Origin of the sequence: Roseibium sp. TrichSKD4, assembly GCF_000148725.1 — a bacterium.
Classification (GTDB): Bacteria; Pseudomonadota; Alphaproteobacteria; order Rhizobiales; family Stappiaceae; genus Roseibium.
Genome location: NZ_GL476301.1, coordinates 80,478 through 104,608 on the forward strand (window position 1 = coordinate 80,478; position 24,131 = coordinate 104,608).

Below are 24,131 nucleotides of genomic sequence, written 5' to 3' on the forward strand. Positions count from 1 at the left end.
GAGAAAGGAAGCTCGCCAAGGGCGAGCTTCCGAGCTTGCTAAGCGGCTTTGCAGTCGGTTTCACCTTCTGCGACCATCTTGTTGATGGCACCGAAGTCAAGCTTGCCAGACCCGAGCACCGGGACCTTAGTAACCACGCGGACGTCTGACGGTATCATCAGGTCTTGAGCGCCACGCTGTTTGGCCTCTTTGACAAAAGATGATCGATCCGCGTCAGGATTGTCGGTGATCATGATCAGCTTTTCACCTTTGCGTGGGTCTTTCACGGCTGCGACGGCAGACAGATACTCGGGCCAGATTTGACCTGCGAGACTTTCCACGGCTGCCAGCGAGACCATTTCGCCTCCGATTTTTGCAAAGCGTTTTGCTCGGCCCTTGATGATGATGAAGCCATCTTCATCAATCTCGACGATATCGCCTGTGTCGTGCCAGCCATCGACCAACGGCTGCAACACACCTGGCTTGTCTGTTTTCAGATAGCCGATCATGACATTCGGACCAGAGACCAGAAGACGTCCACCTGTTTCAACTCCAGGAACCGGTTCCAGCTGAGCTTTCATTCCTGGCATCAGTTTTCCGACGCTGCCCGGCTTGTTGAATATTGGTGTGTTGATGGCAATCACCGGAGCCGTTTCTGTCACGCCGTAGCCTTCGAGGATGCGAACACCAAACCGTTCCATATAGGTTTCCCGTGTGGATGGTTTGACCGGTTCAGCCCCGGCAAAGCAATAACGAAGCGAGCGGAAGTCATAAGCGTGCGCCACGCGAGCATAACCGTTGAGGAACGTATCCGTCCCAAAAAGGATCGTGGCGTTTGAGGCGTAGATGAGTTCTGGAATAATCCGATAATGCAGCGGAGACGGGTAGAGAAAGGTCTTTACTCCCGAAATCAACGGCAGGATTGTTCCGGTGGTGAGGCCAAAGGAATGGAACATCGGCAGGACATTGAAAACCTTGTCCGACGGTGTGAAGTCAATCCGGGCTGCAGCCTGAGTGGCATTGGCCAAAATGTTCTTGTGGGTCAGAACAACGCCTTTGGGAGTTCCTTCCGAGCCTGACGTGAACAGGATTACGGCGCGGTCATCCGCGGAAGATTGAACAAGTGGGCGTGTCTTGGTCAGCAATCCGACCATCTTGTCGATGGTGCCGATGGTCTTGCGCACCTCGTCGAGCCAGATGAACCGGACTTTCTCTTCGACGGCCTCGACCAACGGCTCCAGTTTTGCCTGTTTGATGAATGCCTGAGACGAGAAGATTGTTTTGACACCGGCTGCAGTGCAAGCCGCCAGAATGTTCTCCGGACCAGCGGTGAAGTTGATCATGGCTGGCACTTTGCCGGCAGACATGGTGCCAAGCACGGTGACGACGGAGCCATTGGCGTTTGGCAGCATGACCCCAACCGTGTCTTCACCCGGTGCCAGTTTGGTAATCTTGCGGGCCAAAACTGAAGCACCTGTCAGGATCTTGGAATAGGTCAGCTTGCCGGTAACCGGATCTTCAAGGGCTTCGCTTGACATGCCGTGCTCCCGGCCTGCCTCAATGACCTTGTCCAAAATGGTCTTGTCTTCTGACAAACTGGTTTGGAACATCAGGTCGGACATCAGGCTATAGAGGGCGCTCCCAGCTGCGGCGCGGCGTTTGCGACCTTTCAGTTCTTCAGGAAGTTCAAGTTTGCGCGGTTCCATGATCGTGACCTTCACTTTCGGGAACAGTTTCTTACTGATCTGACTTGGGCTGAGATAAGAAAATGGCGTTTTTTCAAGGCCGTCGATCCGAATGGGGACGATTTGTGCTCCGGTCTTGTCGGCAACCATGGCGGCTCCGTCATAGACCTTCATCAGGCCACCGGTGACCGTCAGGCGGCCTTCCGGGAAAATCGCCATTGGCTCGCCGGATTTCACCACATTGATGAGTGAACGTGTGGCCATTGGCTTCGCCGGGTTGATTGGCAGGGCATTTGCCAGCCGCAGGAACGGGCGCACCCACCAACGTTGAGCAACGTCATAGTCAATTGCAAAGGTCGGGGCTTTATCAGTCAGGGTCAGGGCAAGGCCTGCGTCCAGATAACTGACGTGGTTCATGGCGAGGATGGGTGCTTCACCTGCCTTTTCAAGGTTCTCCAGTCCTTTGACTTCCATGCGGAAAAAGGCCCGGTAGAGAATGGAGATGAAATCGCGCATTGGATTGGTCCGCAGTGTTTTGAACATCACGATTGCAGCGATCAGGTTAAGGCCCGCCAGAACAATCATCACGCTTGAGACTGTGACGCCGTAGGACTGCGCAATGGCAAGTCCAATACCGCCAACCGTCATGATGCCGGCACCTAGCGCATTTGAACCAGCGATCACACGGGCCCGGTTTTCAGGTTTCGACCAAGTTTGCAATGCCGTGAAGGTTGGAACGACCAACATGGCACCAGAGATAGCCAGTCCGGCCATATCCACTGTCAATCGGAGGACGTCCGGGTTTCGTGCGAGATCCAGAACGCCGGATGTGGCCGAGATCGGAGATGCACCTGACAGGACAAAGGCTGTGTCCAAACAGAAGAGTGCGATCAAGAGTGTTCCGACAGGGGCCGGCAGCAAAACAACGCGGCCAGCGGAAAACCAGGCAGCAAGAGCCGACCCAATGCCGATGGAAACCGCAAAGACAGTCAGAAAGTAAGTGACGGCCACTTCTCCGCCGCCAAGGATATCTTTCACCATGACAGGAAGCAGAGACATGACGAGCGCGCCAGACAGCCAGAACCATGCGTTCATCATAGCAATGCGAACAAGGCGGTTATCAGACCCGAGGTCTTTCAGGATGTGCCATGTCGAGGCTGCAATGTTCCAGCGTACTTTCAGGTTGGGAGAAGCTGGTGTGGTCTTGGGGATGAACCGGCTAAAGGCATAACATCCTCCAGCAAGCGCGATCATGACGGGTGCAAAGGTCAGTGCTGCTTGGCCAGTTGCATAGAGAAAGCCCGCAGAAATCGTGCCGCCAAGGATCGCCAGAAACGTGCCTGCTTCCACCCATGCATTGGCTTTGGGCAGGTCGCTCGTTTCAAGATGTTCAGGCAGAAGGCTGTATTTGACAGGGCTGAAAAGCGCTGACATTGCGCCAAACAGAAACAGGGTAACAAACAAGACGGGTATGGAGGATATGGCCATCCCGACAATCGCAAGTCCGGCGCCGCCGACCTCAACGAGTTTATAACGGCGCGCGAGTTTTGACTTGTCGTATTTATCGGCAAGTTCTCCGCCAAGAGCGGACAGAAACAGAAATGGGGAGATGAAAATGGCGCCGGCCAATGCAATCAGACTGCTGGCAGTCGTTGCGTCTTGTCCCGTTGTACCCACCTGAAACAGGATGAGGAACACCAGAACGTTTTTCAGAAAGTTGTCATTGAAGGCGGACAGGAACTGCGTCCAAAACAGCGGGGCAAACCGTCTGGTTGCCATGAGCGACGTTGTCATCTTTTCCTCCGGGGCAGGGGGAGCGCTTGATTAGCGTTCCCCGACTGGTGTTCTGGTTAGCCTTGTTCCGGATTGCTGATATCCATCAACAATTTTTCGGTTTTGGCGTCTTCCAGACGGTTGTGGAACTTTGTCGCTTCCTCACGGTCGCGCATGGTTTTGGTGAGTGTGACAGCGGTATGAACCAGCATTATGGCTGCCATTGTGTAGAAGCCCTTGGCTGAGAAGCTGGCTTCCAGATTATAAATTCCGAGGCCCATCATCAGGGCTGCTACGGCAAAGCTTGCGCCGGTAAATGCTATCCAGGATTGGGAATGTTTGATCTGATTATCTTGCATTGGTCTTTTCCTTTCAGGCTTGGTTTTCAATCATCAGTTTTGGTTCAATTTCGGCCTTGAGGCGGTCAAGGACCGCGTCTGCCGTGGTGTGTGTCGGGGCCCCGCATCCAGCGTTGGCCAGTTTTTCAACGACAGATTTTGGATTGTCTTGGGGCGCCAGAGCGCGGAAGGCCTGATCTGCGAGAGCCGCACGCTCTTGACGGGCTTCAATTTCGTTGAGGCTGACTTCGGCGCTGGACAGGCTTGCTGTTTCCATGGTCGCGCCGTGGCTGGTGGCTTTCATCACCATTTCGCGAACCATTGCGGTTCGTTCGCCGCGTTTCAGGTTGCGAAGCCGAAATTCTGCCTTGTGCAGATTTTCAGTCAGCTGGGAGAGTTCTTTTTGAAAGGCTTCGACTGTTGCATCGAGGGCTGCTTTCTCATCTTGCAAAATGGCGATGGCCTCAGCTGCTTCCCTTGCCAACTGGGTCTCGCCTTTTTTCAAGGCTTCGCAGGCCCGTGTTTCCAGATCAGCAATGTTCTCCGCAATGCGCTTGCTTTGACGAATGTCCTGCTGGTGTTGAGCTTTTGCAAGGGCAACAGACTGGCGGGCTGCCAAGACAGCCGCACCTGCTTCTCGGATTTGGGAGGCGAGTTCGGAAAATGACTGTGTATTTTCTTCCCGCTCCAAAACCGCTGAAAACAGTTGTTTCATTTGATCGAACAAGCTCTGCGTCATCTCTTTCTCCAAAAGTGAACATTGTTCATTATTTGACAAAACCACAGCTGTCCTGCATCGTCAAGAAAAAAATGAACATCGTTCAATTTGCGTCGAGGTGAGATGAGCAAACGGCAGCAGGAAAAAAGTGAAGAAACCCGGCGACGGGTACTGCAAGCGGCATGTGAAGCGGTGGAGACGGGCGGTCTTGATGCGGTGAATATCCGCACCATTGCAAAAGACGCAGGGTATTCAATCGGCTCGGTCTACAAGCACTTTGCTGACGTGGATCAGCTCATCGTCGCGGTCAATCATCTCACGCTCATTCGAATTCGTGACGCTATGACGGAGACTTCTGAAGCGTATGCAGATCCGCTGGAGAGGCTTAAGGCGTTAGCCCAAACCTATTATCGCTTTGCACGGGGGAACACGAACCTGTGGCTTGCCTTGTTTGGGCATCATCTGCCGGATGACCAGCCTGCACCGGAAGGCCATAAGGACGAAAATGCAGCGTTGCTCACCTTGATTGGCATCGCCCTGAAAACGCTCCATCCAGAATTGGAAGGAGCGGAACTTGAAGCCCGTGTTCGAACCTGTTTTGCAGCGGTTCACGGCATTGTCGCGCTGGCGCTTGAAAACAGGTTTGTCAGTTTGAGCGATGAGGTTTTGGAGAAAGAGCTGGATTTTGCAGTCAGTAAATTGGTGGCCAAATAATATCAGCCTTCAAAGATAAGAACCCAATTGATGGTTGGAATACCAAGGGGCCGGAATGCCAGCCCCTTGTTTTGATCAGTTAAACGGTACCACCGAGTGAGCCTTCAAGCGCGACCATTTCCTGCCCGCCGGCCATCATGTCTTGCAGCTCCTCCGGGGTGATTTGTCCCCGTTGAGCTGTTCCCAAGGTCTGGCCACGGTTCAAAACCGTGAAGCGGTCGCCCACAGCCATTGCGTGGCGAACGTTGTGGGTGATGAACACAACAGCAATGTCTTGCTTGCGAACCTTGTCGATGGTTGCCAACACGTTGGCCGTCTGGCGCACACCAAGCGCAGAGGTTGGCTCATCAAGGATGAGCACCTTTGCTCCGAAATGAACGGCGCGGGCAATGGCGACCGTCTGGCGTTCACCGCCGGACAATGTTCCAACGGCTTGATCCGGGCCGCGCAAGTTAATGCCCATCTTGCGCATTTCTTCCATGGTGATCTTGTTGGCATAGTCATGATCGAATAAATTGAAGCCTAGGACCTTCTTCACCGGCTCATTGCCCATGAAGAAATTCCGGCTGACCGACATCAACGGGATCATGGCCAAATGCTGGTGCACCGTGGCAATCCCGGCATCCATCGCATCGCGTGGGCTTTCGAAGTTCATTGGGCGACCGCCGAACAGAATTTCTCCATTCGTAGGCTTGTGAACGCCTGACATGGTCTTAATGAACGTCGACTTTCCAGCGCCGTTGTCGCCAAGGAGACAATGACACTCACCCGGGTAAACCTCGATGGAGACACCTGCCAGTGCAATCACACTGCCAAAGTGCTTCTCGATGTTTTGCATCCGGATGATTGGTTCGTGGGTTGACCGCGTGTTCATCTTAGCGCTCCCCCGTAATGATGCGTCGGATATAGGTGTTCAGGATCACGGCAGCGAGAAGGATGATGCCGAGGAAGACCCGGAACAGGCTCGATTCCACGCCTGCAAAGAACAGTCCCTGCTGAACGACACCAAAGATGAGAGCCCCAAGAGCAGCCCCCAGGACGGAGCCATAGCCGCCGGTCAGCAATGCGCCGCCGATAACAACTGCGATGATCGCCTCAAATTCCTTCAACAGACCGCGGTCCGCACCGGCTGAGCCGAACTCCATGACCTGACAAGTGGCAAAGACCGTTGCGCAAAAGGCTGTGAAAACGAACATGAGGATCTTCACGCGGTTCACCGGAACACCGGAGTTGCGCGCTGCCTCTGCATCGCCGCCTGATGCGAAAATCCAGTTTCCGAAACGTGTTTTGGTCAAAAGGATATGACCAAAGATGACAAGTGCGATGGCCCATACAATGAGCATTGGAACGCCATCAACGACGGGTTGGCCAGCTCGCGAGCCACGCTCAAACACGTCAATCACACCGATATCGCCGAGCCATTGGAAAAGCGGTTGGCCGATCTTGCCGCCAAAAATCGGTGCGAGCCAATCACCTTCAGCAGCGTCGCGGATGCCGCCAATGATTGTTTTGCGCTCAATTGTCTGCGGGATGAAGATTGTGAAACCGCGCAGAATGAACAGAAACGCCAGTGTGACGATGAAGCTTGGGAGACCGGTTTTGACGACGATCCACCCATTCAGGGCGCCAATGGCCATGCAAATGGCGAAGGTGGTGAGAATTGTCAGCCACATCGGCCAACCCAGAACAACGCCGAAAACTGCGACCATCATTCCGGCAAAGCCGATCATCGAACCGACGGAGAGGTCAAACTCCCCGGCAATCATCAAAAGACAAGCACCAACAGCGATAATCATGAACTGCGCAGAAACAAGTGACCAGTTCAAGACACCTTGAGAGGCGAACATGCCGCTGTCAGATGCAAAAAGCAGAAAGAGAACAAAGACCGCAATCGTGCCGACGATGCCGCCGAGCTCCGGACGGATGAGCGCCTTTCTAAGCGGAGATATCTCCTTGATACGCTCGTCGGTTTGTGCCGTATCGACCATAATCCTCCCCATGGTCAGTGCACCGAAGGTCGCCGCGCATCAAGGCGCAGGGACTGCAGTCTCCGGGGCGTTTGAATTGATTGGGTTCGAACGTTGAGGCGGGATAAATCAAGCCTAAGTAGTTCGAATATAAAAGGCGGACGGTCAGGTTGACCGCCCGCTTTAAACTCAGCTTAGCGGTATTCGCCAGCGAATTTTTCAACTTTGGTCAAGCCGTCCTTGGTAACGAAGCCTGGGCCAGAGTTGATGTTGTTACCCGGAAGAACACCGTAGCGATCCCAGTTGGCGAGAATCACAACTGGCAGGTAAGCTTGCAGGAACGGTTGCTGGTCGATGCCCCAGTTGATGGTGCCGTCCTTGATGCCCTTTACGATTTCTTCGCCAAGGTCAAAAGTTCCGAAGTGAATGGAACCAGCCATGCCGTTTTCTTTCAGAGCCGCGATGGTCGGGTCTGCGGAAACCGGGCCGAGTGTCAGGATGCCATCAACGTCTTGATTGGCTGACAGGTAAGCCAGAACCTTGTTCTTGATTTCAGATGGATCTGTACCAGAATCCATCATTGCATCGCCAAGGTCAATGCCCAGACCGTCAGCGTAACCGCGGCAACGCTCACCAACGGTTGGCTGTTGGATGGCATGGTTGACACAAAGGAATTTCGTGACGCCTTCGCCCTTTGCACGCAGACCTGCGGCGAAACCTGCATCGTATTCAGGCTGGCCAACATACATCAGCGCGCCGACTTCACGAGCTTGATCCGGTGTGCCGGTGTTCATGATGATAACGTCGATGCCCTGATCAACAGCGTTTGTGATCGGGCCTTTCAGAACGTCATAATCTGCCAGCGTTGTGATGATCCCGTCCGGAGAAGAGGCGGCTGCCTGTTCAATGATACGAGCCATGTCGGCAATGTCGCCAGTCGGCGGGTTGCGATATTCAACTTCAGCGCCGACTTGTTCACCGGCAAGTGCGATGCCGTTCTTGATGGTGTTCCACCAAGTGTCGCTGTCCGGAGCGTGGCTAACCAGAATGTATTTTTCGCCTTCAGCTGATGCGGAAGATGTGGCCATCATTGGTGCTGCAACAACGACAGCTGCCATCAAAAGCGCCTTCAGTGTAGATTTCATTCGTTCCTCCCAGGAATCTTCCACTCTCATGGATAAAGAGGGCATGGCTGCTCTCTCCCCTAGAGGAAAACACGGACTCAGAAATTTTGCAACCGGTTGCAAAACTGTTTTTTCATTTTCATAATGCCAAGGGTGGAACAAAAGGGTATTGAAGGCGCCTTAGTGAAGCATAAGGGCAAGTGACAGATGGCAGCGACCTTGAAGGATGTGGCGGAACTTGCGGGCGTTTCACGCTCTGCAGTCTCGCGCACATTTACTGACGGCGCTTCTGTATCGGCCAAGACGCGCCGCAAGGTGGAAAAGGCAGCTCTGGAGCTCGGTTATCGCCCAAATTATCTCGCGAGGAGTCTGACGACACGGCGTACCAGCTTGATTGGCCTCGTATCGAACAACTTTCACAATCCCATTTTCCTGGAAGTGTTTGATCAATTCACGCGCAAACTTCAGGAAAGTGGCTTGCGGCCATTGCTGGTCAATCTGCCCGATGAGCTGGACCCAGAGCATTCCGTTCAGATGTTGCGCCAATATTCCGTCGATGGTGTGGTCGTGGCCTCGTCAACACTACCTCCCAGTTTCTCCAAGGCATTCAAGGACGCTGGGGTTCCTGTTGTGAACAGTTTTGGCCGGTATTCCACTGCGCCGGATGTGCATGTGGTTGGCATCGATAACGTGGAGTGTGGGAGGTTGGCAGCGCGCGAACTGCTGCAGCGCGGCTACAGGTCAGTTGCTTTTCTAGGCGGTCCGGAAAGCGCGACTTCGACACAGGATCGCTATAAGGGATTTGTCGAAATTCTTTCAAAAGAAGCGGACATAACGCTCAAGCATAGCTTTGCACGTGCTTATTCCTTTGAGGCGGGGCGTGAGGAAATGCAGCGCCTTATCGATGCTGGAGATTTGGCAGAAGCCTATTTTTGCGGCGATGATGTTCTCTCCATTGGCGTCATGAGTGCGATCTCTGACGCTGGCCTCAAGGTGCCGGCAGATGTTGGTATCATCGGTCTCAACGACATGGAGATGGCGGGCTGGCAAAACATAAATTTGACCACGATCCGCCAACCTGTTCAGCAGATTATCAACTCCTCTGTTGAGTTGATTGTGTCCATGCTGGATGAGCCGAACAGGTATCCAGAGACCCGGATCTTTCCCTGTCAAATTGTTGAAAGGGGAACCCTGCGCCCCCGCATCGAGAGCGCAGTGTCCTGATTTGATTTATCGGAACATGGGTGGTCTTGCGTCCACCCACTTGCCATCCATTTTGCCCGAATCAGCCACAGCGAATACAGCAGCCATGGAACGCAAGCCATCTTCCGCACGCGGATAAAGGTCAGCGGCAGGGTCCATCGCGCGGCCTTCCTTTTCAGCCCGTATGGCTTCAGCCAAGTCCTTGTAGATGTTGGCGAAAGCCAGCGGCATTCCTTCTGCGTGACCGATGGTGACACGAGTGGTCCGGTCAGCTTCCGGCGAGAGGTTTGCCTCGCCGCGCTCAATCGTTTGCAGGCGACCGTTGAGCGGCATCCAGAACAATTGGTTTGGTTGTTCCTGAGACCAACGCAAACCGCCCTTTTCACCGAAAACCTGTAAGGTCAGGCCATGCTGGCGTCCAATGGCGACAGAAGAGGTCCACAAACGACCAACAGCTCCGCCGTCCATGCGGAAGTTGACCATCGCATCGTCCTCCAGCTCCCGGCTGGCTATGCAGGATACAGTGTCGGCGCTCAGGCTTTCCACCTCTTGGCCGGTCACGAAGGACGCCATGTGCAGGGCATGAATTCCGCAATCAGCAAACTGTGCGGAGACACCAGCTTGCTTCGGATCATACCGCCAACGAACACGTGGGTTGTCGGCATCTGCTGCATCAGCATGGTGACCATGCGCAAATTCTGCTTTGACGAGGCGAATTTTTCCGAGATCGCCGCGTGTAACCATTGCCTTCATATGTCGGACCAGCGAGTAGCCTGAATAGCCATAGTTCACGGCGCAGATTGTGCCTGTGGACTTTGCAAGTTTGACGATTTCTTCGCCTTCTTCGACCGTCATGGTCATCGGCTTTTCGCAAAGCACATGAAATCCGGCTTCCAGGAAGGCCTTGGTGATTTCGAAATGCGTTGCATTGGGTGTGGCGACGGTTACGAGATCGACCCGGTCGTCACGACCCTTTTCACCTTCAAGCATTTCTTGCCAGTTGCCATAAGAACGGTCCGCAGAAAGGCCCAGTTTTTGGCCATAGGCGCGGCCTTCTTCCGGACGGTGGTCCAAAGCGCCAGCGGCGAAGGCGAATTCACCGTCGAGACCAGCTCCAAGTCGGTGCGCTGGGCCAATCTGGCTGCCTTCACCGCCGCCAATCATTCCCCAATTCAATCGAGACATACTGTGTGTTCCTATTTGAAGCCGATTGATTCCAGATAAAGCCGATTGGCCTTCGCATCATCCATGGGCGAAACATCAAGCGTTGGGTCGCAGTCCTGTTCGACCGTGCACCAGCCCTCAAAATTGTTGTCCAATAGGATTTGGCGGACTTGTGGGAAATCTACGTCGCCGTCTCCAAGGTTACAGAAAATCCCCTGACCACAAGCGTCATAGAAACCGGTGCGGTTTTCAATGACATCAGCTTTCACCTTCGGATCGATGTCCTTGAAATGCATGTAGGAGATGCGGCCAATGTGCTTTTTCATAAACGCGACAGGATCAAAACCTGCATAGGAATGGTGGCCTGTGTCGAAGCAGATTTTCAGGATTTTTTCGTCGATCTCATTAAGAAGGCGTTCCAATTCAGGTTCGAAATCCATGAAACCGGCCGCGTGAGCATGCATGCCAACGGTCAGGCCATATTCCTCTGCACCGATCCGTGCGGCCTCGGCAATACGATCGCGGTAAGCGGACCATTCGGCCTGATCCATCTGCTCGGCTTCATTGACCCGTCCTGCAGTTGGAGCGCGGCGGGGTGAAATGGAATCGATCAGAACCAAATGCTTCGCACCATGAGCCACGAGCGCCTTACAGGTGCGCACTGTGCCATCCAGTACATTGTCCCAAGCTTGCGGGTCATGGAACGGGCGGAAAACAACGCCTCCAATCAGTTCCAGATCATGTTCTGCCAAGGCATCACGCAAAACGGCAGGATCTTCGGGCATAAAACCGACCGGGCCAAGTTCAATGCCCTTATAGCCAGCTTCGGCGCACTCCTTCAAAACGGTTTTCCAAGCAGGGTTTCTCGGATCATCCGGAAACTCAACGCCCCAGGAACAGGGCGCATTACCGATGCGGATGCTCATGGTTTGAGCCTTTCAGACAGTCAGTTGGTTGTTCGCAACTTGGTTACAGGGTTTGCCACGACTTCGATTTGGAAGATGCCATGGCTGTTTCAACGATGCGCTTGACGTCAAGGCCATCGCGGAATGTCGGCCAAACCGGCTCGCCGGTTTCGATTGCGTTGAGGAAATCCTTGGCCTCTATGATGATTTGGTCCTGATAGCCGGTCCCGTGTCCTGGGCCCTGACAGAACGGTAGATAATCAGGGTGGGCAGGGCCTGTCAGGATCTTGCGGAAACCACGTTCGACTTCCAGGTCGCTCATCCGGTAGAGCCAAATGGCATTTTGGTCTTCTTGATCAAACCGGATTGCACCTTTTGTGCCAGTGATCTCGTAGGCGTAACCCATTTTCCGGCCCGTCGCGATGCGGCTGAAATACATCTGCCCCATTGCGCCTGACTTGAAACGCACCATCATTTGTCCATGGTCGTCATTGGTGACTTTCCCGCCGGGGCGGTCCTCGTGGACGCATTCGACTTCGGCGATCAGCTTGTCAATCGGCCCAATCAGGGCGAGGGCAGCGTTGATCATATGAGGTGCAAGATCACCCATTGTTCCATTCGCATCGCCATCTGTCCGCCAGGTGGCTGGGGCCTCGGGATCGGCATAGAAGTCTTCCGTGTGCTCGCCGCGAAACCAGGTGACATCCCCTATTTCACCATCGGCAATCAGTTGACGAGCGTATTGGCTGGCAGGCGTCCGTATGTAGTTATAAGCCACCATATTGGCGCAGCCGCTTTTCTCGGCGGCTTCTGTCATCGCTATGGCGTCTTCCAGTGTCGCGCCCAAGGGTTTTTCGCATAGGACGGGTTTGCCAAGCGCAAAGGCTGCCTCAGCAATGTCCCGATGCAGCGCCTGAGGTGTAGCAATGACAATGGCTTCCACTATCGGATCGTTGACCAACTCTTTCCAGTCATGCGTGGCGCGTTGAAAGCCGAAGGTAGTCCTGTAGCCTTCCGCGGACGCAGGGGAGCTGGCGCAGATCATTTCAAGGCGAGGGCGAAGTTTGGTGCCGAAGACGGCGCCAACGGAGGCCATGGCAACAGAGTGGGCCTTGCCCATATAGCCGCCACCAAGGATTCCAATGCCAATTTCAGTCATTTCCGCCCAATCCCGAATTTTGATTTGCAACCGGTTGCAAAATTTGTATCTTGAGAACCGAGATCGCGCAAGCGGCAATCGACAATGTCAAGCGTGACAAGCTTGAACGGGAGGCTTCAGGATGAACGACACGACGGTCCGTCTAACGACCGCGCAGGCCATCATTCGCTATCTTGAAAACCAGTATATCGAGATCGATGGCACTGAATATCGTGTATGCGGCGGTGGCTTTGGCATATTCGGCCACGGCAATGTGACCTGCCTTGGCGAGGCGCTTAACACTGTGCGCGAGGAACTGCCACTTTATCGTGGTCAGAACGAGCAGAGTATGGGCTTTGCGGCTGCTGCCTATGCCAAGCAATGGCTGCGCCAGCGCTTCATGTTTTGCACCGCAAGTGCGGGGCCGGGAACATCCAATCTTTTGACATCTGCGGCCCTTGCGCATGCCAACCGGCTGCCGATGCTGCTTTTGTGCGGGGATGCCTTCCTGACTCGCCTGCCGGACCCGGTTCTGCAGCAGTTGGAACACTACAACAATCCGACCCTCGGCGTGAATGATGCCTTCAAGGCCGTTAGCCGTTATTGGGATCGCATTACTCACCCAGCGCAAGTGATCCAGTCCCTTCCGGCGGCTCTTGCTACGATGCTTGATCCTGCTGATTGCGGTCCTGCATTCCTCGGTTTGCCGCAGGATGTTCAGGGTTGGACCTATGATTTTCCGGAAGCTTTCTTTGAGAAGAAGGTCCATCGCATCCGCCGTGTAACGCCGGATACGGACGAAGTTCTCGACGCGGTCAAGCTGCTTCGGACTGCCAAGCGTCCGATGATTATTGCAGGTGGCGGTGTGCAATACAGCCGAGCGGTGAAGGAAGTGCACGAGTTCGCCGAACAGCATGACATTCCGGTGGTGGAGACCATCGCAGGACGCGCCAACATGTTGGCTGGCCATTCGCTTAACATCGGGCCAATAGGCGTAACCGGGTCAAACAGCGCGAATGCGATTGCCGAAGAAGCGGATGTTATCTTGGCGGTCGGGACGCGTCTTCAGGATTTCACAACGGGATCGTGGACAGCGTTTTCCAAAGATGCCCGGTTCATTTCGCTCAATGCGGCCCGGCATGATGCTGGCAAACACATGTCTCTGCCGGTCGTGGGAGATGCAAAGCTGAGCCTTCTCGCTCTTGCCGACAAGATGTCGGAGTACAAAGCCCCGGCGGAGTGGGTGAACAAAGCCCAGGCAGAACGTAAGGCATGGGTTGCCTACGTGGCGGACAACGTTTCCCACGGCAACAATCGCCCTAACTCCTATGCGCAGGCGATTGGTGTCGTGAACGAGCTGTGTGATCCGCGCGACCGGGTTGTGGCTGCAGCAGGGGGGCTTCCAGCGGAAGTCACGGCCAACTGGCGGACGCTTGATATAGGCACAGTCGATGTCGAATTCGGCTTTTCCTGCATGGGCTATGAAATCGCTGGTGGCTGGGGCGCGCGTATCGCGCAGGCTGAACGTGAGCCGGGGTCTGACACGATCGTCTTCACCGGTGATGGCTCCTATCTGTTGATGAACTCCGACATTTATTCATCGGTTCTCTCGGCCAAAAAGCTGATCATTCTCGTTTTGGACAATGGCGGCTTTGCGGTCATCAATAAGCTGCAGAACAATACGGGCAACGAAAGCTTCAACAATCTGATTGCGGATTGCCCAACCGTTCCGGAGGCCTTTACGGTCGACTTTGAGGCTCACGCCCGGTCCATGGGGGCGATTGCCGAGACAGTTGCTAATCCCGCCGAGCTTGGAGAGGCGTTCAAGCGGGCAAAGGCAGCTGATCGCACCTATGTGATCTGCATGCAGGTCGATGCCTATGAAGGTTGGACCAAAGAAGGTCACACATGGTGGGAAGTTGGAACTCCGCACATCACCGATGATCCGAAGGTTCGTGAGGCTCATGAGGCCTGGGAAGCAACCCGTGAAAAACAGCGTCGGGGTGTCTGATGCTTCTCGACGCAATTGCCAAAAACAACTTCGTGATCGTCGGACGCGCCGGGATCGATTTTTACACGGATGCCGGAGTGCGCGCCGAAGACGCTGACACCGTCAGTGTGGGCCTTGGTGGCTCTGCGGCCAATATCGGAGCGGGAATTTGCAAGCTTGGTGGCAAGGCCGCGCTCGTAACCCGTGTCTCCGATGACAGCGTTGGCAGCTACTGCATCGGCCAGTTGAAGCGCTATGGCGTTGATGCAAACCACGTCACGCCGGTTGGCGGCGAGTATCGCAATTCGCTCGCCTTCTATGAATCTGTGGTCGAGGGGCACCGCAATGTCATTTACCGGAACGGCGCTGCCGATTTCCAGATGGATGAAGCGGATGTGTCCCGGGTCGATTACAGCCGCTATTCGGCGATGATCACGGCAGGCACCGTCTTTGCGGCAGAACCGTCGCGGTCCGCAACCTTCAAGGCGTTCGAGCTGGCAAAGGCGGCCAACCTTCCGATCATCTTTGACGTCGACTATCGCCCTTATTCCTGGCCTTCAGCGGAAGTTGCTGCCGAAGTTCTCTCCCGTGCCGCCAGCCAGTGCGACATGATTGTCGGCAATGACGTTGAGTTCGGTTTCATGGCCGGCGACTACGACAAGGGGCTGGAAAAGGCGCGCGAACTTGCTGCAACCACCGCAGCCCTTGTCATCTACAAGATGGGCGAAGAGGGCGCGATCACGATCATGGGCGGTGAGGAAATCCGCACCGGTATTTACTCGGTCGAAGCGCTCAAGCCCAACGGGGCAGGCGACAGCTTCATGAGCGGGCTTTTGACCTCCATCGCCGACGGGTTCAGCCTAAAGGAAGCTGTGCTTCGAGGGTCTGCCTGCGCGTCTATCGTAGTTGGTTCTGTCGGCTGCGCGCCAGCCATGCCCACCCGTCCCGAACTTGAGGCCTTTCTGGCTTCCCATCCCGGTCCCACCCATTCCTGAAAGGCAGCCCTATGCATATCGCTCCGCACGACAACCAGAACAAGCCGATCGTGGACGCCGAGAATGCCCTCGTCCCGCTCAATTACTTCAACATCGTCAAGCTGAAGAAGGGCGAAGCATTCGAATATCAGGTGCCGGGCTATGAGACCTGCGTTGTTCCGGCGACAGGAACCGTGTCAGTCGAGGTTGAGGGCGTTACCTTCGACAAGCTCGGCAATCGCGGTGTGGACGTGTGGGATGGGGAGCCGGAAGGCGTATATGTGCCGGTTGGCGCCAAGGTGACGATTGTCTGCCAGTCGGACGAGACTGAAACGTTTATTGCCGGGGCCAAGTACGACAAGGTTCTCGATCCGTTTGATGTTCGCGTGGCGGAAATCGATCTGGTCCAGTATGGCTCGGACGACACCAAGACCCACCGCAAGATCAAGCACATTCTCGGTCAAAAGCAGCATGGCAAGGTTGGTCGTCTTCTGGTCAGCGAGCTGTACACGGTCGGGCAGGGCGGCTGGTCGGGGTTTCCGGCGCATAAGCACGATACAGACCGCCTTCCAGATGAAACCCGGCATGACGAGACCTACAATTTCCGCTTCCGTCCGAAGCATGGCTCTGGTGTGCAGATCCTGCAGCGGGAAGAAGGCAAGCCGGGCGATGCCTACCAGCTGATGGATGGCTCCACGATCATGATCGACAAGGGGTACCACCCGTGTGCCGTGATGCCGGGCTATGAAATGTACTATTTCACCATTTTGGGCGGCCTTAGCCAGCGTTCGCTTGTTCAGTATTTTCAGCCGACCCACGCCTATCAGATCGAAACGATCCCGGGCATCAAGGACATGGTGGCGAAGTTCAAATGACCCTTGCGACGCTCTCGCAGGTTTTGCAGCCCGCTTTGACGAATGGCTATGCGGTAGCCGGGCTGGTAACACTGGGCTGGGAAGACATGCGGGCCTATGTGGCCGCAGCTGAGGCTGAAGGGGTGCCGGTCATTCTGCAGGCCGGGCCTAGCTGCCGCGAGCACACGCCGCTGCCAATACTCGGCAAGATGTTCCGCCATCTTGCCGACGGCGCAAGCGTGCCGGTCGTTGCTCACCTTGATCACGGCTACACGTTCGAGGAGTGCAAGGAAGCGCTCGACAGCGGCTTCACGTCGCTGATGTTTGACGGCTCTCGCAAACCGCTTTCGCAGAATATCGACGAAACGGCCCGGATTGCGGAAATGGCGCATTCGGCTGGCATTTCCTGCGAAGGTGAAATTGGTTTTGTCGGCTACGCGACAGGCGCAGCCTCGGAGGGAACCGATCCGGAAGAGGCCGCAAAATTTGCTGACGAGACCGGAGTGGACGCGATGGCGATTTCCGTCGGCAATGTCCACCTACAGGAAAACAAGGAGGGTGGTCTCGACGAGGTTCGCATTCGCGCGATTGAAGCCGTGACCAAGGTGCCGCTTGTCATTCATGGCGGGTCCGGTGTTCCTGTTGCGCAGCGACAGCACCTCGCGGCGACCTCGCGGATCTGCAAGTTCAATATCGGAACGGAACTCCGAAAGGCATTCGGATCGGCTCTGCGGGACGCGGTGAACCGTGATCCTGCCCGGTTTGACAGGGTGACGATCCTCAAGGAAACACATGATCCGCTGGTGGAGGCGACACGCCGTGTCCTTCAGGCTTTTGGCGGTTCGCAAAAGGGGTAGATGATGGTCAATATCGGTTTGCTAGGCTGCGGGCGTATCGGGCAGGTTCATGCCGGGTCTATTGCTTCCCTGCGCTCTGCGCGTCTCGTTGCCGTTGCAGATGCCTTTCCTGATCCGGCAGAAGCTTTGGCGGCTCAGCGCGGTGCTGAGGTCCGCTCCGCTGATGCCATCCTGACATCCACTGATATAGATGCGGTGATCATCGGAACTCCGACGGACACCCACTACGATCTCATCCACACGGCAGCGCAGAACGGCAAGGCGATCTTTTGCGAAAAGCCTGTCGATATGTCAGCAGATCGAATTCGCGATTGCATGAAGGCGGTCTCCGAGGCGGGCGTTGCCTTTTTAACCGCGTTCAATCGCCGGTTTGATCCCAACTTTGCCAATGTTCAAAATAGGATTGCAGGTGGCGAGATTGGTGATGTGGAAATCGTGACGATCCTGTCACGTGATCCGTCGCCTCCACCGGTCAGCTATATCAAGAGCTCCGGCGGCATCTTTCGGGATATGATGATCCATGATTTGGATATGGCGCGGTTCCTCCTCGGTGAAGAGCCAGTTCAGGTGTATGCGGTCGGATCTGCTCTGGTTGACCCGGAAATCGGCAAGGCTGGAGACGTTGATACGGCTGCAGTGACCTTGACCACTGCAAGTGGCAAGATCTGCCAGATTTCCAACTCGCGCCGTGCCTCCTATGGTTATGACCAGCGTCTCGAAGTTCATGGTTCTCAGGGCATGCTTCGTGCGGCCAATATGCTCGATAACACAGTTGAAATGGCTGGACCGAAGGGCTTTCAGGCAGCTCCCGCAAAGCACTTCTTTCTTGAGCGTTATGAGGCAGCCTATCTCGCCGAGATGCGCCATTTTGTGGAGTGTCTTGAGGCAGGTCGCACGCCGTCCCCGAGCATCGAGGATGGCTTGCGTGCCCAGTTGCTCGCGGATGCGGCAACCCTGTCCTATTCCAGCGGCAAGCCGGTTAGCGTCTGAAAAGACAAAAAGTAGCACGTCTTTCCTGTTTGATCAGGAAAGACGTGCCGGCTGATATTTCACCCGGCGGATCGGAATTGAAGATTCGATCGAGGCAACGCCGCGAATTTTCGTCAGGCGGCGTGTCAGAAAACTCTCATATTCATTGAGATCGCGCACAGCGACGCGCAATAGATAGTTCGCGCTGAAAAACCCCTTAACTGATTGAAGAGTATGGATACCCATTGGGTTTTGGATGTGTGAATATGCCGGTTAGTTGATCCGAAGCACGCATTTTCTGGCATATTCTCATGAGACCTTCAAAACGCAACAAACGGTGTGGCGATCTGTTCAAGGAACGCCTGGCCGCAATCATCGATATGAACCATTCGTTGGTGCGGCTGTCTGGTCTGATGCCTTGGGATGAATTTGATGCGGAGTTCGGCAGGCATTATCGCCCCTTGGGACGACCGGCCAAACCAACGCGTCTGATGGCCGGGCTGCACTTTCTCAAGCACATGTACGATCTTTCCGATGAAGAGACGGTTGAGCGTTGGGTTGAAAACCCCTACTGGCAGTCTTTCTGCGGTTTTGAGTTTTTCCAGCACCAATTCCCCATTGATCCCTCAACCATGACCCGCTGGCGCAAACGGATTGGTCCTGAGGGAATGGAAAAGCTTCTTTCTGCTACGGTAGGTGTTGCGATTGAGAGCGGGACGATCAAGAAGAGCAGCCTTGAGCGGGTCTTGGTTGATACGACCGTTCAACCCAAAGCCATTGCCCATCCCACCGATAGCCGTCTTTATCACAAGGCCTTGCAGCTTCTGGTGCGCCAGGCCAAGAGGGCCGGCATCATCTTGCGTCGCAGCCATACCAGAGTTGCCAAAAAGGCGGCCTTGATGGCGGGCCGTTATGCCCATGCCAAACAGTTCAAGCGGATGCGCCGGGAACTCAAAAAGCTGAAGACCTATCTGGGCCGGGTCTATCGCGACATCTCCCGCAAGATCGCAGGCAACGAAGGTCTTGAGCACCGGTTCTCCCGTCTGCTGGGACTGGTGGAGCGGCTTCTGGCCCAGACCCCCAAGGACAAAAACAAGATTTATTCCATGCATGCGCCGGAAGTGGCCTGTATTGCCAAGGGCAAGGCGCGAACACCTTACGAGTTCGGGGCCAAGGTTGGCATTGCCACGACCAATCGGGAAGGATTGGTTCTTGCGGCGAGGGCTTTTGAGGGCAATCCCTATGATGGGCACACCTTGAATGACACCATCAGTCAGGCTGAGAAAGTCTGCGGCACCAAAGCTGAGCGTGTCTATGTGGACCGTGGCTATCGGGGGCATGATTATGAGGGCGACGCCAAGGTCATGATCTCCGGCCAGAAGCGCGGGCTGACGGCACAGATGAAGCGTGAGCTGAAACGACGATCAGCGATCGAGGCCACCATCGGCCACATGAAAACAGATGGACGACTTGACCGGAACTTCCTCAATGGCAAAAATGGCGATGCCATCAACGCCCTGCTGGCCGCAGCCGGTCATAACCTGCGTCTGATCCTCAATGCACTGATCATTTTGCTGCTCTGGATCACAAACCCCATCCCCAAACCGGTCAAATCGAATATTTGCGTATTGCTTCGGCCACGCGCAACATCAATGGCTTAGACGTTGTTCAGGGCGGACTAGATAGTCGAAGCTGCCCGTCATGAGCCAGCAATCGACCACTTCCGGGCATTTCGAAAGTTCCTGCTCAAAGGTCACAAGCTTGTTGTCGACCTGCTGATCGAGCTTGACGGAAACGAAGATACTGACCCCGAACCCCATCGCCGCTTCGTCAATGCGTGCGCTGTAGCCGGTGATGTAACCGTCTGCTTCCAGCTTTCTGATCCGCCTCGCGCAGGGGGATGGCGACAGGCCGATCCGCTCGCTCAGTTGCTGATGAGTCAAACGGGCATCAGTTAGCAGCTCTTTCAGGATTTTGTGGTCGATAGTGTCAAGGCTCGTCGTCATTGTAATCGATATCGCTACAGATTTAAAATTTGACGCTGGAAATTTGCGCCAAGTGTATGGATGCCTAGCGGAATTGGGTGAAAAAACCAAGGTACCTGCGGTACTCTCATAAAAACTGAGGATCGCTGGCCATGACTGAAACCATTCACCACCTGAAGACCATTGAGCAACGGCTTTTGTGGCTGTCGCATTGGATGATTCATAACGCCAACCACATCCGCCCGAAGGTGGACGGGATCAAGATTGGCGGGCATCAAGCAAGTTCCGCTTCAATGGTGTCGATCATGACAGCGCTCTATTTTTCGGCGCTCCGGCCAGAAGACAGGGTTGCGGTGAAACCGCATGCGTCTCCGATCTTTCATGCCATGCAATATCTGATGGGCAACCTCAGCCGCGAGAAGATGGAAAACTTCCGCGGGTTCGGCGGTGTTCAATCCTATCCGTCGCGCACAAAGGATGTCGATGACGTGGATTTTTCGACCGGTTCCGTTGGTCTCGGTGTAGCGATCACGTCCTTTGCCTCGATCATTCAGGATTACATTCACGCCAAGTCATGGGGCGATGACATTCCGACAGGGCGAATGGTTGCTCTTGTCGGGGACGCAGAGCTGGACGAGGGCAACGTCTATGAGGCGTTGCAGGAAGGCTGGAAGAACGATCTGCGGAACTGCTGGTGGATCATCGACTATAACCGCCAATCTCTTGACGGGATCGTCCGCGAAGGTCTGTTTGATCGTGTCGAAAAGATCTTTGATGCCTTTGGCTGGGATGTAGTTCGGGTAAAACACGGTGTCCTGCAGCGTGCGGCCTTCAAGGAGCCGGGCGGGGATAAACTCCGTCAGTGGATCGATGCCTGTTCCAATCAGGATTACTCCGCCCTGACTTTCATGGGTGGTGCCGTTTGGCGTAAGCGACTGATGGATGATCTGGGCGATCAGGGTGATGTCACTGCGTTGTTGGATCGGCGCAGTGATGACGAACTGGCGGACCTCATGGAAAATCTTGGCGGCAATTGCACCGAGACCATGGCGGAAACCTTTGCTTCCATCGAGCATGACCGTCCGACCTGTTTCCTCGCCTATACGGTCAAGGGATGGGGCACGCCGATCGCCGGACACAAGGATAATCACGGCGGGCTGATGAACAGCACCCAGATGGCCGAATGGCAAAAGCATATGGGCGTTGCGGAAGGCGCGGAGTGGGAGCCCTTCGCAACGGTTGAAAATGTTGTGGCGCTCAAAACGTTTGTGGATCAGGTGCCGTTTTTCTCAAAAGGCGCGCGCCGTTATCACGATGCTGCGGTCGATGTTCCGGCCATTGCGGCGCCGAAGGGAACTGAGCTGTCGACACAGATGGCTTTCGGCAAAATCCTCGATGACCTGTCCAAGGGCTCAAGCACTTTGGCTGAGCGGATCGTGACGAGCTCGCCGGATGTGACCGGGACGACTAATCTCGGGCCGTGGGTCAACCGGCGGAAGCTTTTCGCACGGACCGAGCAGTCTGATGCCTTCATCGAAAATCGAATTCCTTCGACGGCTAAATGGGAGTTCACACCGCAAGGCCAGCATATCGAGCTTGGCATTGCGGAAATGAACCTGTTCCTGTTGCTCGGGGCGGCAGGCCTATCTCATTCCCTGTTTGGCAAACGGCTTATTCCGATCGGGACGGTCTATGATCCCTTTGTCTGTCGTGGTCTCGATGCCTTGAATTATGCCTGCTATCAGGACGCCCGTTTCATGATTGTTGGCACGCCGTCCGGCGTGACGCTGTCCCCGGAAGGGGGCGCGCATCAGTCAATCGGAACGCCGTTGATCGGGATGAGTCAGGACGGTCTTGCTGCCTTTGAGCCTGCTTTTGCCGATGAGCTGGCTGTTATCATGGAATGGGCTTTCGACTACCTACAGCGCGACGGGGAGGGGGATCCTGATGAGCGAACCTGGCTGCGGGATGAAACTGGCGGTTCGGTCTATCTTCGGTTGACCACCAATCCGATCGAGCAGCCGGGCACGCGGGCCGATGACGATTTCCGCCGAGGGGCCATTGATGGAGCCTACTGGCTGCGCAAACCCGGTCCAAACTGCGATGTGGTGCTTGCCTATCAGGGCGCAGTTGCGCCTGAGGTCATTCGCGCGGCGGGCCTGCTTTCTGACAGTCGCCGAGATGTTGGCGTGTTGGCGGTAACCTCTGCAGACCGGCTGAACGCCGGCTGGACGGCGGCCCAGCGGGCACGTTCAAGAGGCAACAAAACTGCCCTGTCGCATATTGAGCGCCTGCTTGGCGATTTGCCGACGCATTGCCAGATGATTACTGTGATCGACGGGCATCCGGCAACGCTTTCATGGCTGGGTGGGGTATGTGGCCATCGCACTATTCCGCTGGGCGTGGAGCATTTCGGCCAGACAGGCACGATCGGTGACCTCTACAGTCACTTCGGCATCGATACAGCTTCCATTTTGGAGAAAGTCAACGGACTAACGCTTGGGCGAACTGTCGGCACGCCACTTTGAGCACGCCGCATTGGATCATTAGGCGCTCATGTATTTGCGCTTGTGAACGGATCCTGTCTGGAAAAGGCGGGCAATGATAACAAGCATGAGCGCTGCTCCTGCAGCTATACCGGCTGCATATCCAAAGCCGAAAAGCATGGTTTGGCCGTTCAAGGTAAAACTGTATTCTCGGCTGACACCAAGGAACAAGAGATACCACCAGCTGATAAACAGCACGGCGAAGAGGCTGACTGCAAACGTACGCCTCAACAGGGAGGTACGGTCGAACAGCGGTCTGCCTGCATTTGCAAGGGTGCGGGGAATAGCGAAAACTTCAAAAAGTGCCGCGGTTACCATCACAGTTCCGAGCAGAGCAGCTTTGACCCATAACTTCGGATCAAAGACTTGCTCGGTGTTGGTTAGATGCAGATTGATCATCAGGCCCAGCCCGGAGACAAGGGCAAGAACGGTACCAAGCCACATCCATCGACCGAAGGCCCGGCAATGATGGGCTGCGTCAATGCTCAAGTTTCCACGTCTGACGGCTGTCAGATAAAACAGTGCTGCGAAGGAAATGGAGGCAAGGCCAAAAGTGCTGCCCAAAATGTGGGTTAAAGTCAGCAAGGTTTTCGCTGTCAACAGATTGGCCGCCATATCAAAGCCAGCCTGAATGGTTTCCGGGTTAACTTCGCAAATTTCTCCAAAAAGTGTAGCCAGACCTGTCATGCCACTTTCCATGGCAGCATCTGACTGTATGCCGGTTTGCAGGTTAGAAATGTTCGTCGGTGCAGGCACTTCAGTTCTCGGAGAAAGGCGAAGCTCCGCCAAGCCCGTTTGAGGTGCTGGTGAAGTCGCCAACCCGGCTATCTGGGGCATTCTTTCACTGCCTGGGCGAACAAAGAAACCTTGTTCCAGCCCAGTCTCCGCAACCACAGAAACGAACTGCTGTCCTAAGTGCTTCTGCCAAGTGCCATAAAGCGCAGAGACCCCACTAACCACGGCAATCAGGAGGCCGACGGCAAGCACAAATCCAAAAGCGCCCGAAAGTGAACGCTGAATTGGGGACTGCGTTGGGCGCATATGTCTTTTCTCTGCAGCCGTTAAGAACGTGGTTGACTAAATCTTAAACGCATTCTCGAGCGTAGATTTTGATATTATAAGTCAGTCAATTATTAGGGTTTTACTAAAAGTTACTCAAGGTAATTCTGTATTTAAAGTAAACGCATTTCACCTCGTGTGAGAGGTCGTAATTGGTGTGACCACGCTTCATATCGCAGCGTCAATGGG

21 protein-coding genes are annotated in these 24,131 nt (G+C 55.0%); 9 read left to right on the top strand and 12 right to left on the bottom strand.

Annotation, left to right across the window (positions count from 1 at the left end; translation table 11 throughout):
- Nucleotides 1-38: 38 nt before the first annotated feature.
- From TRICHSKD4_RS02060 to TRICHSKD4_RS02070, 3 genes are read right to left on the bottom strand one after another with little or no spacing between them, the layout of a single operon-like run.
- Complete coding sequence (locus TRICHSKD4_RS02060; protein ID WP_009465728.1) at nucleotides 39-3,458, bottom strand: acyl-[ACP]--phospholipid O-acyltransferase; 3,420 nt, start codon at nucleotides 3,456-3,458, stop codon at nucleotides 39-41.
- Nucleotides 3,459-3,514: 56 nt separating this feature from the next.
- Nucleotides 3,515-3,796 (bottom strand): YiaA/YiaB family inner membrane protein, encoded by a 282-nt coding sequence (locus tag TRICHSKD4_RS02065; RefSeq protein ID WP_009465729.1) that lies wholly within the window; start codon nucleotides 3,794-3,796, stop codon nucleotides 3,515-3,517.
- Nucleotides 3,797-3,809: 13 nt separating this feature from the next.
- Nucleotides 3,810-4,514, bottom strand: coding sequence for a PspA/IM30 family protein (locus TRICHSKD4_RS02070; protein ID WP_009465730.1), 705 nt, complete (start codon nucleotides 4,512-4,514; stop codon nucleotides 3,810-3,812).
- 102 nt (nucleotides 4,515-4,616) lie between these two features.
- Between TRICHSKD4_RS02070 and TRICHSKD4_RS02075 the strand changes: the two genes are divergently transcribed.
- Complete coding sequence (locus tag TRICHSKD4_RS02075) at nucleotides 4,617-5,207, top strand: TetR/AcrR family transcriptional regulator (protein ID WP_009465731.1); 591 nt, start codon at nucleotides 4,617-4,619, stop codon at nucleotides 5,205-5,207.
- A 79-nt stretch (nucleotides 5,208-5,286) separates the two neighbouring features.
- On the opposite strand, the gene TRICHSKD4_RS02080 is transcribed toward TRICHSKD4_RS02075, so the two are convergent.
- From TRICHSKD4_RS02080 to TRICHSKD4_RS02090, 3 genes are all read right to left on the bottom strand, one after another.
- Nucleotides 5,287-6,081, bottom strand: a complete 795-nt coding sequence (locus tag TRICHSKD4_RS02080) for an ATP-binding cassette domain-containing protein (RefSeq protein ID WP_009465732.1) — start codon at nucleotides 6,079-6,081, stop codon at nucleotides 5,287-5,289.
- Nucleotide 6,082: 1 nt separating this feature from the next.
- Entirely contained in the window at nucleotides 6,083-7,195 is a 1,113-nt protein-coding gene (locus TRICHSKD4_RS02085; RefSeq protein WP_009465733.1) for an ABC transporter permease, read from the bottom strand.
- Nucleotides 7,196-7,368: 173 nt separating this feature from the next.
- On the bottom strand, nucleotides 7,369-8,319 hold the full coding sequence (locus TRICHSKD4_RS02090; protein WP_009465734.1) for a sugar ABC transporter substrate-binding protein: 951 nt from the start codon (nucleotides 8,317-8,319) through the stop codon (nucleotides 7,369-7,371).
- Between the two features lie 186 nt (nucleotides 8,320-8,505).
- Between TRICHSKD4_RS02090 and TRICHSKD4_RS02095 the strand changes: the two genes are divergently transcribed.
- Entirely contained in the window at nucleotides 8,506-9,522 is a 1,017-nt protein-coding gene (locus TRICHSKD4_RS02095) for a LacI family DNA-binding transcriptional regulator (RefSeq protein WP_009465735.1), read from the top strand.
- Nucleotides 9,523-9,528: 6 nt separating this feature from the next.
- On the opposite strand, the gene TRICHSKD4_RS02100 is transcribed toward TRICHSKD4_RS02095, so the two are convergent.
- Genes TRICHSKD4_RS02100 through TRICHSKD4_RS02110 form a run of 3 tightly spaced genes read right to left on the bottom strand, consistent with a single transcriptional unit; the run spans nucleotide 9,529 to nucleotide 12,729 of the window.
- Nucleotides 9,529-10,686, bottom strand: a complete 1,158-nt coding sequence (locus tag TRICHSKD4_RS02100) for a Gfo/Idh/MocA family protein (protein WP_009465736.1) — start codon at nucleotides 10,684-10,686, stop codon at nucleotides 9,529-9,531.
- Nucleotides 10,687-10,697: 11 nt separating this feature from the next.
- Complete coding sequence (locus TRICHSKD4_RS02105; protein WP_009465737.1) at nucleotides 10,698-11,591, bottom strand: TIM barrel protein; 894 nt, start codon at nucleotides 11,589-11,591, stop codon at nucleotides 10,698-10,700.
- 43 nt (nucleotides 11,592-11,634) lie between these two features.
- Nucleotides 11,635-12,729 carry a Gfo/Idh/MocA family protein gene (locus TRICHSKD4_RS02110; protein WP_040616021.1) on the bottom strand — a complete coding sequence of 365 codons (1,095 nt, stop codon included), beginning with the start codon at nucleotides 12,727-12,729 and terminating at the stop codon, nucleotides 11,635-11,637.
- Nucleotides 12,730-12,850: 121 nt separating this feature from the next.
- On the opposite strand from TRICHSKD4_RS02110, the gene iolD reads away from it, so the two are divergent.
- The 5 genes from iolD to iolG are packed head-to-tail and all read left to right on the top strand — an operon-like array spanning nucleotide 12,851 to nucleotide 18,373.
- Nucleotides 12,851-14,719 (top strand): 3D-(3,5/4)-trihydroxycyclohexane-1,2-dione acylhydrolase (decyclizing), encoded by a 1,869-nt coding sequence (iolD, locus tag TRICHSKD4_RS02115; RefSeq protein WP_009465739.1) that lies wholly within the window; start codon nucleotides 12,851-12,853, stop codon nucleotides 14,717-14,719.
- Complete coding sequence (gene iolC, locus TRICHSKD4_RS02120) at nucleotides 14,719-15,693, top strand: 5-dehydro-2-deoxygluconokinase (protein WP_009465740.1); 975 nt, start codon at nucleotides 14,719-14,721, stop codon at nucleotides 15,691-15,693. The genes iolD and iolC overlap by 1 nt, the downstream gene beginning before the upstream one ends.
- An 11-nt stretch (nucleotides 15,694-15,704) precedes the next feature.
- A complete protein-coding gene (locus tag TRICHSKD4_RS02125) occupies nucleotides 15,705-16,547 on the top strand; it encodes a 5-deoxy-glucuronate isomerase (RefSeq protein WP_009465741.1) in 843 nt (280 codons plus the stop codon).
- Nucleotides 16,544-17,383, top strand: a complete 840-nt coding sequence (locus tag TRICHSKD4_RS02130) for a class II fructose-bisphosphate aldolase (protein WP_009465742.1) — start codon at nucleotides 16,544-16,546, stop codon at nucleotides 17,381-17,383. Before TRICHSKD4_RS02125 ends, TRICHSKD4_RS02130 begins: the two co-directional genes overlap by 4 nt.
- Nucleotides 17,384-17,386: 3 nt before the next feature.
- On the top strand, nucleotides 17,387-18,373 hold the full coding sequence (gene iolG / locus TRICHSKD4_RS02135; RefSeq protein WP_040616023.1) for an inositol 2-dehydrogenase: 987 nt from the start codon (nucleotides 17,387-17,389) through the stop codon (nucleotides 18,371-18,373).
- Between the two features lie 33 nt (nucleotides 18,374-18,406).
- Here the strand turns inward: iolG and TRICHSKD4_RS02140 are convergent, their stop codons facing one another.
- Nucleotides 18,407-18,532 carry an Lrp/AsnC ligand binding domain-containing protein gene (locus TRICHSKD4_RS02140; RefSeq protein ID WP_247642766.1) on the bottom strand — a complete coding sequence of 42 codons (126 nt, stop codon included), beginning with the start codon at nucleotides 18,530-18,532 and terminating at the stop codon, nucleotides 18,407-18,409.
- Between the two features lie 131 nt (nucleotides 18,533-18,663).
- Here TRICHSKD4_RS02140 and TRICHSKD4_RS02145 point away from each other — a divergent pair, with 131 nt between their 5' ends.
- Complete coding sequence (locus TRICHSKD4_RS02145; protein ID WP_009465529.1) at nucleotides 18,664-20,013, top strand: IS5 family transposase; 1,350 nt, start codon at nucleotides 18,664-18,666, stop codon at nucleotides 20,011-20,013.
- On the opposite strand, the gene TRICHSKD4_RS02150 is transcribed toward TRICHSKD4_RS02145, so the two are convergent.
- The gene (locus TRICHSKD4_RS02150) at nucleotides 20,002-20,358 is read right to left on the bottom strand and encodes an Lrp/AsnC family transcriptional regulator (protein WP_009465745.1); all 357 of its coding nucleotides are present in this window, start codon (nucleotides 20,356-20,358) and stop codon (nucleotides 20,002-20,004) included. The genes TRICHSKD4_RS02145 and TRICHSKD4_RS02150 overlap by 12 nt on opposite strands.
- A gap of 131 nt (nucleotides 20,359-20,489) precedes the next feature.
- On the opposite strand from TRICHSKD4_RS02150, the gene TRICHSKD4_RS02155 reads away from it, so the two are divergent.
- The gene (locus TRICHSKD4_RS02155; protein ID WP_009465746.1) at nucleotides 20,490-22,865 is read left to right on the top strand and encodes a 1-deoxy-D-xylulose-5-phosphate synthase N-terminal domain-containing protein; all 2,376 of its coding nucleotides are present in this window, start codon (nucleotides 20,490-20,492) and stop codon (nucleotides 22,863-22,865) included.
- Nucleotides 22,866-22,883: 18 nt separating this feature from the next.
- Here the strand turns inward: TRICHSKD4_RS02155 and TRICHSKD4_RS02160 are convergent, their stop codons facing one another.
- The gene (locus TRICHSKD4_RS02160) at nucleotides 22,884-23,924 is read right to left on the bottom strand and encodes a hypothetical protein (protein WP_009465747.1); all 1,041 of its coding nucleotides are present in this window, start codon (nucleotides 23,922-23,924) and stop codon (nucleotides 22,884-22,886) included.
- Between the last annotated feature and the right edge of the window lie 207 nt (nucleotides 23,925-24,131).